General features: G+C 56.2%; 15 protein-coding genes. 3 read left to right on the forward strand and 12 right to left on the reverse strand.

Annotated elements, in window-relative coordinates; genetic code table 11:
- From tuf to RMS95_RS05075, 9 genes are all read right to left on the reverse strand, one after another.
- On the reverse strand, positions 1–1,191 hold the full coding sequence (tuf, locus tag RMS95_RS05035; RefSeq protein ID WP_310644143.1) for an elongation factor Tu: 1,191 nt from the start codon (positions 1,189–1,191) through the stop codon (positions 1–3).
- A 132-nt stretch (positions 1,192–1,323) separates the two neighbouring features.
- Positions 1,324–3,426: an elongation factor G gene (gene fusA, locus RMS95_RS05040; RefSeq protein WP_310644145.1), complete on the reverse strand. Its 2,103-nt coding sequence runs from the start codon at positions 3,424–3,426 to the stop codon at positions 1,324–1,326.
- A 15-nt stretch (positions 3,427–3,441) separates the two neighbouring features.
- Complete coding sequence (gene rpsG, locus RMS95_RS05045; RefSeq protein WP_310644147.1) at positions 3,442–3,912, reverse strand: 30S ribosomal protein S7; 471 nt, start codon at positions 3,910–3,912, stop codon at positions 3,442–3,444.
- Positions 3,913–4,061: 149 nt separating this feature from the next.
- The gene (gene rpsL / locus RMS95_RS05050) at positions 4,062–4,439 is read right to left on the reverse strand and encodes a 30S ribosomal protein S12 (protein ID WP_066708835.1); all 378 of its coding nucleotides are present in this window, start codon (positions 4,437–4,439) and stop codon (positions 4,062–4,064) included.
- 98 nt (positions 4,440–4,537) lie between these two features.
- Positions 4,538–5,701, reverse strand: a complete 1,164-nt coding sequence (locus RMS95_RS05055; protein ID WP_310644150.1) for a D-alanyl-D-alanine carboxypeptidase family protein — start codon at positions 5,699–5,701, stop codon at positions 4,538–4,540.
- A gap of 120 nt (positions 5,702–5,821) precedes the next feature.
- Positions 5,822–6,445, reverse strand: coding sequence for an alpha/beta fold hydrolase (locus tag RMS95_RS05060; RefSeq protein WP_310644152.1), 624 nt, complete (start codon positions 6,443–6,445; stop codon positions 5,822–5,824).
- 9 nt (positions 6,446–6,454) lie between these two features.
- Positions 6,455–6,790, reverse strand: a complete 336-nt coding sequence (locus RMS95_RS05065) for a (2Fe-2S) ferredoxin domain-containing protein (protein WP_310644154.1) — start codon at positions 6,788–6,790, stop codon at positions 6,455–6,457.
- 9 nt (positions 6,791–6,799) lie between these two features.
- Positions 6,800–7,897, reverse strand: a complete 1,098-nt coding sequence (locus RMS95_RS05070; RefSeq protein ID WP_310644156.1) for a VanZ family protein — start codon at positions 7,895–7,897, stop codon at positions 6,800–6,802.
- A gap of 14 nt (positions 7,898–7,911) precedes the next feature.
- The gene (locus RMS95_RS05075) at positions 7,912–8,340 is read right to left on the reverse strand and encodes a CopD family protein (RefSeq protein WP_310644159.1); all 429 of its coding nucleotides are present in this window, start codon (positions 8,338–8,340) and stop codon (positions 7,912–7,914) included.
- A 65-nt stretch (positions 8,341–8,405) separates the two neighbouring features.
- Here RMS95_RS05075 and hemB point away from each other — a divergent pair, with 65 nt between their 5' ends.
- Positions 8,406–9,413 carry a porphobilinogen synthase gene (hemB, locus tag RMS95_RS05080; protein WP_310644161.1) on the forward strand — a complete coding sequence of 336 codons (1,008 nt, stop codon included), beginning with the start codon at positions 8,406–8,408 and terminating at the stop codon, positions 9,411–9,413.
- Positions 9,414–9,501: 88 nt separating this feature from the next.
- On the opposite strand, the gene RMS95_RS05085 is transcribed toward hemB, so the two are convergent.
- On the reverse strand, positions 9,502–10,188 hold the full coding sequence (locus RMS95_RS05085; RefSeq protein WP_310644163.1) for a dienelactone hydrolase family protein: 687 nt from the start codon (positions 10,186–10,188) through the stop codon (positions 9,502–9,504).
- A gap of 117 nt (positions 10,189–10,305) precedes the next feature.
- Between RMS95_RS05085 and RMS95_RS05090 the strand changes: the two genes are divergently transcribed.
- Both RMS95_RS05090 and RMS95_RS05095 read left to right on the forward strand, forming a co-directional pair.
- Positions 10,306–11,052, forward strand: a complete 747-nt coding sequence (locus RMS95_RS05090) for an SDR family oxidoreductase (protein WP_310644165.1) — start codon at positions 10,306–10,308, stop codon at positions 11,050–11,052.
- A complete protein-coding gene (locus RMS95_RS05095; RefSeq protein ID WP_310644167.1) occupies positions 11,052–11,519 on the forward strand; it encodes a MaoC family dehydratase in 468 nt (155 codons plus the stop codon). The genes RMS95_RS05090 and RMS95_RS05095 overlap by 1 nt, the downstream gene beginning before the upstream one ends.
- A gap of 55 nt (positions 11,520–11,574) precedes the next feature.
- On the opposite strand, the gene RMS95_RS05100 is transcribed toward RMS95_RS05095, so the two are convergent.
- Together RMS95_RS05100 and RMS95_RS05105 are read right to left on the reverse strand one after the other, a co-directional pair.
- Positions 11,575–12,201 (reverse strand): DUF2238 domain-containing protein, encoded by a 627-nt coding sequence (locus RMS95_RS05100; protein WP_310644168.1) that lies wholly within the window; start codon positions 12,199–12,201, stop codon positions 11,575–11,577.
- 24 nt (positions 12,202–12,225) lie between these two features.
- Complete coding sequence (locus tag RMS95_RS05105; RefSeq protein ID WP_310644170.1) at positions 12,226–12,744, reverse strand: RidA family protein; 519 nt, start codon at positions 12,742–12,744, stop codon at positions 12,226–12,228.
- Positions 12,745–12,916 lie beyond the last annotated feature (172 nt).

The following is a 12,916-nucleotide window of genomic DNA, read 5'->3' on the forward strand; positions in this document are numbered from 1 at the left end:
TTAGGCAATGATCTTAGCAACCACACCAGCGCCAACGGTCTTGCCGCCTTCGCGAATCGCGAAGCGCAAGCCTTCTTCCATCGCAATCGGGTGGATCAACTTCACAGTGATCGACACGTTGTCACCAGGCATCACCATCTCTTTGCCTTCTGGCAATTCGATCGCGCCGGTCACGTCAGTCGTACGGAAGTAGAACTGTGGACGGTAGTTGTTGAAGAATGGGGTGTGGCGGCCGCCTTCGTCTTTAGACAACACATAGATCTCAGCTGTGAAGTGAGTGTGTGGCTTGACTGAACCGGGCTTGCACAGCACTTGACCGCGCTGCACGTCTTCGCGCTTTGTACCGCGCAACAAGATACCCACGTTGTCACCCGCTTGACCTTGATCCAGCAATTTGCGGAACATTTCCACGCCAGTACATGTGGTCTTGACTGTGTCAACGATACCCACGATTTCGATTTCTTCGCCGACTTTGATGATGCCGCGCTCAACGCGACCTGTCACCACCGTACCGCGACCCGAGATCGAGAACACGTCTTCCACTGGCATCAAGAAAGCACCGTCCACTGCGCGCTCAGGCGTAGGGATGTAGCTGTCCAAAGCAGCGGCCAATTTGAAAATAGCCTCTTCGCCCAAAGGACCCTTGTCGCCTTCCAGCGCCAATTTGGCAGAGCCGTGGATGATCGGTGTGTCGTCGCCTGGGAAATCGTACTTGTCGAGGAGCTCGCGCACTTCCATTTCGACCAGCTCCAACAACTCAGTGTCATCCACCATGTCGCACTTGTTCAAGAACACGATGATGTAAGGCACGCCCACCTGACGAGCCAACAAGATGTGCTCGCGAGTTTGCGGCATTGGGCCGTCAGCAGCGGAACACACCAAAATAGCGCCGTCCATTTGGGCAGCGCCAGTGATCATGTTTTTCACATAGTCGGCGTGACCAGGACAGTCCACGTGCGCGTAGTGACGGGACTCGGTCTCGTACTCAACGTGAGCGGTGTTGATCGTGATACCACGCGCTTTTTCTTCGGGAGCCGCGTCAATTTGGTCGTAAGCCTTCGCTTCGCCGCCAAACTTGGCCGACAGGATCGTGGTGATCGCTGCAGTCAAGGTTGTTTTGCCGTGGTCAACGTGACCAATCGTGCCGACGTTCACGTGCGGCTTGGTACGTTCAAATTTTCCTTTTGCCATTTCTTTTCTCCAAAGAGCAGGCCCGTGTACAGGTTTTATGTCTGCACGATGCTGCTGATTCGCCCCGCACGGGTGACAGGGCGGCGCATCGTCGCAGACAGGGGCCGCTTGACGCAGCCCCATGGGGTTTGATTACTTGGCGCGTGCAGCCACGATGGCTTCAGCAACGTTACGAGGTGCTTCAGCGTAGTGCTTGAATTCCATCGTGTAAGTTGCGCGGCCTTGTGACATGGAACGCAGTGTGGTCGAGTAGCCGAACATTTCAGACAATGGCACTTCAGCTTTAATTGCTTTACCGCCACCGACCATGTCGTCCATACCTTGCACCATGCCACGACGTGAGGACAAGTCGCCCATCACGCTACCAGCGTAGTCTTCAGGTGTCTCAACTTCCACAGCCATCATGGGCTCCAGAATGACTGGCTGAGCTTTGCGGCAACCTTCTTTGAAACCAAAGATGGCAGCCATCTTGAAGGCCATTTCGTTCGAGTCCACGTCGTGGTACGAACCGAAGTGCAAGGTCACCTTGACGTCAACAACTGGATAACCAGCCAACACGCCTTGGCCCAATGCTTCGATCACGCCTTTTTCAACCGCAGGGATGTATTCGCGAGGAACCACACCACCTTTGATCGCGTCAACGAACTCGAAGCCTTTGCCAGCTTCTTGAGGCTCAACCTTGAGCACCACGTGACCGTACTGACCTTTACCGCCAGACTGACGCACGAACTTGCCTTCAGCATCTTCAACGGTCTTGCGGATGGTCTCGCGGTAAGCCACTTGAGGCTTGCCCACGTTGGCTTCCACACCGAATTCGCGCTTCATGCGATCAACAATAATTTCCAAGTGCAATTCGCCCTGACCGCCAATGATGGTCTGGCCAGATTCTTCGTCGGTTTGCACGCGGAAAGAAGGATCTTCTGCAGCCAAACGTGACAAAGCCATGCCCATTTTTTCTTGGTCAGCTTTGGTCTTTGGCTCAACAGCTTGGCGAATCACGGAGTCAGGGAACACCATGCGTTCCAAGGTGATCACGGCCGCTGGATCGCACAAGGTTTCACCTGTGGTCACGTCTTTCAAGCCTACGCAAGCAGCGATGTCGCCCGCACGGATTTCGTCGACTTCTTCACGGTTGTTGGCGTGCATCTGCACGATACGACCGATACGCTCTTTCTTGCCGCGCACAGGGTTGTACACGGTGTCGCCCTTTTTCAGAACGCCAGAATAAACGCGCACGAAAGTCAACTGACCCACAAATGGATCGGTCATCAACTTGAATGCCAAGGCTGAGAACTTTTCGTTGTCATCCGCTTTACGGATCACTTCTTTTTCGTCTTCGTCAAAGCCCTTGATGGCTTTCACGTCCAACGGAGAAGGCATCAATTCAAGCACCGCATCCAACATACGTTGAACGCCTTTGTTCTTGAACGCTGTACCGCACAACATGGGTTGAATTTCGCTGTTGATGGTACGCACACGCAAACCGTGTGTGATTTCTTCTTCAGTCAAGTCGCCTTCTTCAAGGTACTTGTTCATCAACTCTTCCGAGGCTTCAGCCGCAGCTTCCACCATCTTCTCGCGCCACTCTTTGGCCAACTCCACCAAGTCAGCTGGAATTTCTTCGAAAGTGAACTTCATACCTTGAGACGCTTCGTCCCAAATGATGGCTTTCATTTTGCGAAGATCAACCACGCCGGTGAAGTTTTCTTCAGCGCCGATTGGAATCACGATTGGCACAGGATTGGCCTTCAGGCGCAACTTCATCTGCTCCACAACTTTGAAGAAGTTGGCACCTGTACGGTCCATCTTGTTCACAAAGGCCAAACGTGGCACTTTGTACTTGTTAGCTTGACGCCACACGGTTTCGGATTGGGGCTGAACGCCACCCACCGCACAGTAAACCATGCAAGCACCGTCGAGCACGCGCATGGAACGCTCAACTTCAATCGTGAAGTCAACGTGACCAGGGGTGTCAATGATGTTGATGCGGTGATCAGCGAAAGAGCCATCCATGCCCTTCCAGAAACACGTGGTGGCAGCAGAAGTGATCGTGATACCACGCTCTTGCTCTTGCTCCATCCAGTCCATGGTGGCAGCGCCATCATGCACTTCACCAATCTTGTGGTTCACACCGGTGTAAAAAAGAATACGCTCTGTCGTGGTGGTTTTACCAGCGTCAATGTGCGCTGAAATACCAATGTTGCGATAGCGCTCAATGGGGGTATTGCGAGCCATTTTTTACCTTTGAATTTAGAAGCGGAAGTGGCTGAACGCCTTGTTGGCTTCGGCCATGCGGTGAACTTCGTCACGCTTTTTCATAGCACCGCCACGGCCTTCAGAGGCTTCCAGCAACTCGTTAGCCAAGCGCAAAGCCATCGACTTTTCGCCACGCTTGCGAGCAGCTTCTTTGAGCCAACGCATGGACAAAGCCAAGCGACGCACAGGACGCACTTCAACAGGCACTTGGTAGTTAGCGCCACCCACACGGCGGGATTTAACTTCCACCATAGGCTTGACGTTATTGATAGCAACGGTGAACAACTCGACGGGGTCTTTGCCCGACTTTTGTTCGATTTGCTCCAGAGCACCGTAAATGATGCGCTCAGCAACCGCTTTTTTGCCGCCTTCCATGATCACGTTCATGAATTTAGACAGCTCGACATTGCCGTACTTTGGATCCGGCAGGATTTCACGTTTAGGGACTTCGCGACGACGTGGCATATTTCACCTCTTAATTGCTTCAGTTGGCATCTTTTCAGATACCGCAAAAACCATTTTGGTTTTCACTTACTCGACCCACAGCGGGTCACTACGCCGATTCACCGCGCCACGCGGGAAACAGCACCTTTTTCAGTCAAAAGACCGGTTGCTTACTTAGCCTTAGGCTTTTTAGCGCCGTACTTAGAACGCGACTGCTTGCGATCTTTCACGCCTTGCAAGTCGAGCGAACCGCGCACGATGTGGTAACGCACACCTGGCAAGTCTTTGACACGACCGCCGCGCACGAGCACAACGCTGTGTTCTTGCAAGTTGTGGCCTTCACCGCCGATGTACGAAATGACTTCGAAACCGTTGGTCAAGCGAACTTTGGCGACTTTACGCAGCGCAGAGTTTGGCTTTTTAGGTGTCGTTGTGTAGACACGGGTACAGACGCCGCGGCGTTGCGGCGAGTTTTGCATCGCAGGGCTTTTGGACTTAGTCGTTTCGACTTCGCGCCCCTGACGCACCAGTTGATTGATGGTTGGCATTGAAAAACGTCCCTAAACGTTTGAATTAAAAAAGAAAACGTGAATCCCTTCGGAAATTCCGAAAAGCCTTCTAGTGTATCAGCATCCCATGAAGCCGTTTATTTCACCCAAAGTCGCACCGAATCCCAGGCGCGGCCGAGCAATCCAGCCTGCTCTACGGCCTCTAACGCGACCAAGGGCACATCGACCAAAGGCTTTTGATCGAGCGTCACTTTGAGACTCCCCACCACTTGGCCTCGGGTAAAAGGGGCCAACAAAGGCTCAGGCCGAGCCACTTGGGTTTGTAATCGTCCGCCAGCGCCGGCAGGCACAGCCACCACGATGGGCGAAAAACGGCCCAACTTGATGGCGCTGCCACGCCCTTTCCAAACCGCTGGCGTCACCACCGCTTGGCCTGCCTCAAACAATTTCACAGCATCAAACGCGGTGTAACCCCAGTTCAACAGCTTTTGCGACTCGGTGGCTCGCGCGTTTTCGCTCGACGCCCCCAGCACAATCGACAGCAAGCGACGTGGGCCAACACCGGGCGCATCGCGCTTGGCCGTGGCAATCAAGCAAAAACCAGCGGCGTCGGTGTGACCTGTTTTCAAGCCATCCACACTCGGGTCCCGAAACAACAGCAAATTGCGGTTGCTTTCGTTCGACGCAGGCGTTCCCGCGTATCGGTATTTTTTGATCGCGTAGTAACCCACATACTCAGGGAAATCTTGCATCAGGCGACTGGCCAACACCCCCAGGTCGCGCGCGGTGGTGGTGTGGCCGGGCTCGGTCAACCCCTCGGGGTTTTTGTAGCCGGTCGCATTCATGCCCAATGCTTTGGCTTGCGCATTCATCATTTGCACAAAATGCTCGGCCGTCCCACCGACCCCCTCAGCCAGCGCCATCGTGGCATCGTTGCCCGACTGAACAATCATGCCTTTGACCAAGTCTTCAACAGGCACCTTCATTTTGGGATCAATGAACATGCGCGAGCCTGGCATCTTCCAAGCGCGCTCGCTCACCGAAAAGGTTTGCTGCAAGCTGATCTTTTTAGACTTCAGCGCATCGAACACCAAATAAGCGCTCATCAATTTGGTCAACGAAGCGGGCTCAATTGGCTTATCGGCATCCAACTCCGCCAGCACTTGCTGCGCGGTCACATCGATCAACAAGTAGGCGCGTGCGGCGATTTCTGGGGGTTGGACCGCTTGAGCATGGGCGTTGAAAACAGCCGAAAAGCTGATCAAACAAGCCAGCAGGGTGGTGCGCAAAGTGCGTGTCATGAAAATTCCGAGTTCATTGAAGCTGCAAGGCAGCGAGTTGCAGCAGTTAGAAAGTCTGTATTGGGCGCCAAATCAAGAAAGATCGGCGCTGGTTGGAGTCGTCAAACGTGCTTGGCGCGCTCAAGCTTGCAAATGGCGAACAACCAAGCTCTTGAGAAGCGGCAATTGTCCATGAAAGAAATGGCCGCCCCCCGGCACCACTGTGACCGGCAAGCTTTGCGGGCGCGCCCAATCCATCACCGACGCCAAAGACACCGTGTCGTCTTGCTCGCCATGCACCACCAAAGTTTTGTCGTGCAAATCAGGATGCACGGGCGCCACCGTGAAGCGCTGAGCGGCCGTGCCCACAAACACCACTTTATCGATCGTTCGGTGCGTACACAACTCAGCCAACGCATGGCTGGCTACAAACGAACCAAATGAAAACCCCGCCACAGCCAACGGCCCCTCGGGCGCCACTTGATCCACCACACGCAACATGTCGCGCGCTTCGCCCACGCCCGCATCATGCTCCCCCGCAGAAGCACCGACGCCTCTGAAGTTAAAGCGCACCACGGTCCAACCACACTGAACAAACGCACGCGCCAAGGTTTGCACCACCTTGTTGTCCATCGTGCCGCCGAACAAAGGGTGCGGATGCGCCACGATGGCGACGCCACGCGACACCCCCATGGGCTCGTCACGCAAAGCCTCGATCAAACCAGCTTCGCCCTGCAATGTGATTTTTTGAGTTTGAGAGTTCATCACGCGACCTCAGCGCCCGACATGGGCAGGCACCAACAAGCGCTCCACCACTTGGCCGTTCTTGAGGTGGCTTTCAATAATTTCCGTCACATCCGTTTGGTCTACAAAGCTGTACCAAACGCCTTCGGGATAGACCACCGCCACAGGCCCGGCCGCGCAGCGGTCCAAACAGCCGGCTTTGTTCACACGCACGCCGCCTGGGCCGGACAAACCCGCCGCCTTGATCTCAGCTTTGCATTGGTTGAACGCTTCTTGTGCGCCTTGCTGACCACAGCAAGATTCGCCGTTCTCGCGCTGGTTCAGACAGAAAAAGATGTGGTGCTTGTAGTAAGGAGCTTGTGTCATGCCTTGATTCTAGGTTTCTCCATGACGCTCGCGACTGACCCGAGCCAAGGCCCAGACCAACACCGCATAAGGCCACAACCAACCGAACCATTGAACCAAACCATGGAACCGAATGAAGCGCCCCAACTCCCATGTGTGCAGGACTTGTGCGAAATACGCGCTTTCGGGCGACTGGTTCAACACACTTTGCTGCACCACCAAGGTCAGCAACAAAAATGCCGCGCATGTGCGCGCAGGCAAAGCCGCAAAAACCAGCGCCAGCACAAAACCCAAGCCCCAACCCAGCATCACGGGCAAGCTCAACCACGTCCAAGCGTTCGCGGGGCCATATGTCAAAGCAGCCGACAACGCACTCATGGTCAGCCCCACCACCACGACAGACATGGCGTAAAAGATGCGCTGCCCCAACTGACGAATCACACCGAACCCGAGCAAACACGGAATCAACAAACCCAGCATCACGCACAACAATTCGGCGCCGGGCAGCAGCGGCTCCAGCTCGAAGGCGCGCAGCGGAATCCAGTCCGCAAAGGGGGTGGCATCAAACGCACTGGTCAAGGCGTCTTCCACCCGTTCCCACACTTGCCCGAGGCCCAAGGGCACCGCGACAGGGAACAACAAAGCCACCGGCCACATCGCCATCAGCACCAAGGCCATGTGCGCGTCCCGCACAAACCAACGGGCGCGAAACTGGCTCCATCGGTGCAGCATGCCCATACGCTCTAAGCCACTGGCCAAGACAGCGCCTATCCAGCCACCCGCGATGTTGAGCAACAAATCCACCTGTGACGGCACGCGTGCAGGCAGATAGCTCTGCAGCCCCTCCATCGTCAACGACAGCAAGGCCGCCGCCAAGGTAGCGGGCCACACAATGGCACCGCGCCACCCCATGCGCATCGCGCTCAGGGTCAAGAAAAAGCCCAACGGGGCGTAACCAAGGACGTTGGAGGCAACATCAAACCACGTCCAATATTTGGGCCAAGGCGCGCCCAAAAATGCCCAAGGGGCAATGCCTTGATCACGCCACTGATCAAACGGGTACAGACTGGCATAAATGATCAACGCGACGCACAGCTGCGACAAAGGCCATGCAGAAGTTTTACGCATGGACCTGCTCGCCGTTAGAAAGGCTTGACCACCACCAAAATCACCGCCACGGTCAACAACACCACAGGGACCTCGTTGAACCAGCGGTACCAAACATGGCTACGCGTGTTCGCATGCGCCTCAAATTTACGCAGCAACACCCCACAGCCGTGGTGGTAGCCCAGCGCCAGCAACACCACCGTCAACTTGGCATGCATCCAGCCGTTGCCTGACCCTTGGCCAATGCCATAACCCAGCCAGAGCACAAGGCCTAAGCCCACGGCAGGCACCATCAACAAGGTGGTAAAGCGCATCAACTTACGCGCCATCAACAACAAACGCGCCTCCTCCGCCACCGATTCGGCAGGCACCTGCGCTAAATTGACAAAAATTCGGGGCAAATAAAACAAACCGGCGAACCAGCTGGCCACGAAAACGATGTGAAAGGTTTTGATCCAAAGCATGGCTGCAGTTTAGCGGTGCTCACACATGACAGCGGTGCACCAAGGCTTAAGGCACAATTTTGGCCATGCAACACCCTTTCGCCTCCTTCCCCGCCAACCGCCCTCGCCGTCTGCGCCGTGACGATTTCACCCGCCGATTGGTGCGCGAACACGCGTTGAGCGTGAACGACTTGATTTACCCCGTCTTCGTGCTCGAAGGCGAGAAGCGCCGCGAGGCGGTGGGCTCCATGCCCGGCGTTGAGCGCCTCAGCCTCGATTTGCTGCTGCCCGTGGCCGAAGAATGCGTGAAGCTGGGCATCCCCGTGATGGCCTTGTTCCCCGTCATCAGCGGTCACCTCAAAACCCCCGATGGCATTGAGGCCACCAACCCCGACGGTTTGGTCCCGCATGTGGTGCGCGAGCTCAAAAAACGCTTCCCCGAACTGGGCGTGATGACCGATGTGGCGCTCGACCCCTTCACCAACCACGGACAAGACGGCTTGTTAGACGAAACCGGCTACATCTTGAACGACGTCACCACTGACATGCTCGTCAAGCAAGCCATGACCCAAGCCGACGCCGGCGTGGACATCGTGGCCCCCAGCGACATGATGGATGGCCGCATCGGCGCCATTCGCGAAGCACTTGAAGCCAAGGGACACATTCACACCCGCATCATGGCCTACAGCGCCAAATACGCCAGCGCGTTTTACGGCCCCTTCCGCGATGCGGTCGGCTCAGCCGCCAACTTGGGCAAGAGCGACAAAAAGTCCTACCAAATGGACCCCGGCAACACAGACGAAGCCCTGCGCGAAGTGGCGCTGGACATCGCCGAAGGCGCCGACATGGTGATGGTCAAACCCGGCATGCCCTACCTCGACGTGGTGCGCCGCGTCAAAGACGAGTTTCACGCGCCCACCTTCGCCTACCAAGTGTCTGGCGAATACGCCATGCTCAAAGCCGCCGCGCAAAACGGCTGGCTCGACCACGACGCGGTGATGATGGAAAGCTTGCTCGCCTTCAAACGCGCAGGCGCAGATGGCGTGTTGACTTACTTTGCCATAGACGCGGCGAAGAAGATTCGCCAAGGCTGATCGCTGGCCACTCGCTGCTCCCATCTCGCCCCGCGAGATGCGGTAGCGAGGTCTTGCGCCTAGGCCTCGCTGCAGCCGATCTAGTCGATCAAGCCGCCAAGTGCTTCTCAAAAAACGCCAAGGTACGCGTCAACGCCAACTTCGCTGACGCCTCTTGGTACGCATCGCGGTGGTTGCAATTGAAGCCATGGTGCGCGTTGTAGGTGTGAACTTCCACTTTCGGTTGAGCTTGGATGAAGGCCTGCACCGTGTCCATCGGAATCCAACCGTCTTGCTCTGCGAAGTGGGCTAACACGGGACAATGCGGTTGACGCACGCGCTCGGCCTCGGAGGTCGAGCCGCCGCCGTAGTAAGGCACGGCCGCGCTCAAACCTTTGACTTGCTCGGCAGCGCGCCATGTGAGCAACCCGCCCCAGCAGTAACCCACGATACCCACTTTGCCGCCTGACGTTTTGGCCGCGTAATCCACAGCCGCTTGAATGTCGGCCATCACGCCGAGCTCAGGCAACGCCTCCACAGCAGCTTTGAGGGCCATGCCCGCCTGCATGTCGTCTGCGGTGTAGCCCAGTTCAACGCCCTGTTTGGCGCGGTGGAAGGTGGCGGAGGCCACGGCCAAGTAACCCGCTGCGGCGTAACCGTCGGCCACTTCGCGGATGTGTGCGTTCACGCCAAAAATTTCTTGCACGACCACCACGGCGCCTTTGGGTTGGCCTGCGGGTTTAGCCACATAGGCGGGAAATTCAAAGCCGTCGGCGGCTGTCAATGAAACGTTCATGGTTTAACTCTCTGAAGATGAAATGAAACAAGTGTCTAGGAGGTTACTCGCTCGGCAGCGCTCGGCTGCTATGGTGCGTAAAACACCTTTTTCATTCCAGCATTTAGGAGACACGACATGAGCCCCGTTTTATTGATCACTGGCGCGAGCCGAGGCATTGGTGCCGCCACCGCGCTCTTGGCTGCCAAAAACGGCTGGTCTGTCGCCGTCAACTACACCGCCAACGCCTTGGCAGCCGATGAGGTCGTGCGGCAAATCCGGCAAGCCGGTGGCAACGCCATGAGCGTGCAGGCCGATGTGGGCGATGAAGCGCAAATCTTGCGAATGTTTGAGCAAATCGACGCCAAGATGGGCCGCCTCTCAGGCTTGGTCAACAACGCAGGCGTGGTCGACGCCACCGCCCGCGTCGACGAAATGAGCTGGGCTCGGTTAGAGCGCATGATGCGCATCAACGTACTGGGCTCCATCGCCTGCGCCCGCGAAGCGGTGCGCCGCATGAGCACCGCTCACGGTGGCACGGGCGGCAGCATCGTCAACGTTTCCAGCGCGGCCTCGCGCTTGGGCGCACCCAGCCAATACGTGGACTACGCGGCAGCCAAGGGCGCGATTGACGCCTTCACCATCGGCCTCGCCAAAGAAGTGGCTGGCGAAGGCATTCGCGTCAACGCCGTGCGTCCCGGCCTGATTGACACCGACATCCACGCCTCGGGCGGCCTGCCCAACCGCGTGAAAGACTTGCAACATTTGGTCCCTGCCAAGCGCGGCGGCACGGCAGAAGAGGTGGCGCAAGCCATTGTTTGGCTGCTGTCCGACAAGGCCGAATACACCACCATGAGCTTTTTGGACGTTTCAGGAGGCCGTTGATGCGCAAAAACATCAAGTATTACTGGGAAGACTTCGCCGTCGGCCAAGTGCGCGACTTGGGCACCATCACCCCTACCCGCGAAGAAATCATCGCCTTCGCGAGCCAGTTCGATCCGCAGCCGTTTCACCTCGACGACGAAGCCGCCAAAGCCTCTGTCTTTGGGGGTTTGTGCGCCAGTGGCTGGCACACCTGTTCCATGGCCATGCGGCTGATGGTGACCAATTTTCTACACGAAACATCCAGCCTAGGCTCGCCGGGGCTGGAAGGCATTCAGTGGCTCAAACCCGTCTTTCCAGGCGACACATTGCGCTTGCAAACCACCGTGCTGGAAACCAAACCCATGGGCAAACGGCCCGACGTAGGCATGACCCGAAACCGCTGGGAAATGTTCAATCAGCACGGAGACAAAGTGCTGAACATGGAAGGGTGGGGCATGTTCAGGCGGCGAACCCCGGCGGCTGTTTGAAACGCGTAGTGCATGCTATCCAGTCGAACTTGAACCATTTTTTGGTTCATAGCCGTCAGATGCTGCTGCGCGACAGCACCTGAATTTGTCGATCTTGCGAACGGGCTAGCGTGACCAAGGCCATGATGCTGCCAAGCAGCGCAAAGAACATGTCCGATTGGGTGTCCCATGGATCGCCCTGCGTCCCCAAAAACTCATCGGCACCCTGTCCAAGCATGAGTGCGGCGCCCCATTCGATCAGCTCATACGAGGCACTGATCGCCAATACGATGCTCACCACGACAAACACCAGCATCTTGCGGCCCTGCACCCATTGACCACGCAGCAAAATTTCACGGGCGACCAACGCAGGCACAAAGCCCTGCATGAAATGCCCAATTTTGTCGTAAGGATTGCGCTGCCAATCAAACCACTGCGCCAACTCAAACCCCAAGGGGACACGCGCATAGGTGTAGGCACCACCCACCATGAGCACCACCGCATGCAAAGCAATGCAGGCGTAGAGCAAAGGTGTCAGTGGAAAACGATCACGCGTCCACCAAAGGACTGGCACCACCAAGAGCACAGGAAAAACCTCCATCCACCAAGTGGCTCGGTCATACGGTTGCCAGCCGGACCAAACAAGGACAGGGAGGATCACGGCGAGCGCACACGCACGCGAGCGAGAGGAAGAAAAGTTCACAGAAGTTTCAAGCACGAAATTTCATCAAAAGTGAGTAGACGAATCAGAGTGCGCAACCAACTCTGGACACTCAGAAACCACCATATCCAATTCCACGGATGCATTTTTGGGCAGCTGATACACCCCCACCGATGTGCGTGTGTGCGTTCCCGCATCGCCCAAAATGCGGGATAGCAAATGCGAAGCACCATCGGCCACCTCGCTGTGCTGCGTGAAATTTTCTGCGCATTGCACATAAACCGTGATGCGCAGCACTGTGCGCACCTTGTCCAAGGTTCCCAATTCACGCTGCACCAAAGCCAAGGCGCGCATCGTGCAAATTTGAGCCGCAAGTTGGGCTTGTTGCAAATCCGTGTCAGTACCCACTCGCCCCGTTACAACCACCTCGTTTTGTACACGGGGAATCTGCCCGCTGATGTAAAGGGTATGACCATCCCTAACTAAGGGGGAGTAATGGCCGCCGATTTTGAGTTCCCCATCAAAAGAATATCCCAGCGCTTGGGCTGTGTCTTGGAATGTTTGATCTCTGGTTGTCATGGTCATAAAAATAAGATTGCCTGAAATTGGATCTTAAGTTTGGCGGATTCAAGGACGAAGTGCAACAAAGATGAACTGGTTATAGGTGGCTGAGGATGCGAGAGCATCATGGCCGCTTTAACCGCCAAATCGAAATTGCCCAATGTACAAGCACCTCAGCCGAGAAGAACGATACCAA

This window comes from Limnohabitans sp., assembly GCF_031539175.1.
Classification (GTDB): Bacteria; Pseudomonadota; Gammaproteobacteria; order Burkholderiales; family Burkholderiaceae_C; genus Limnohabitans.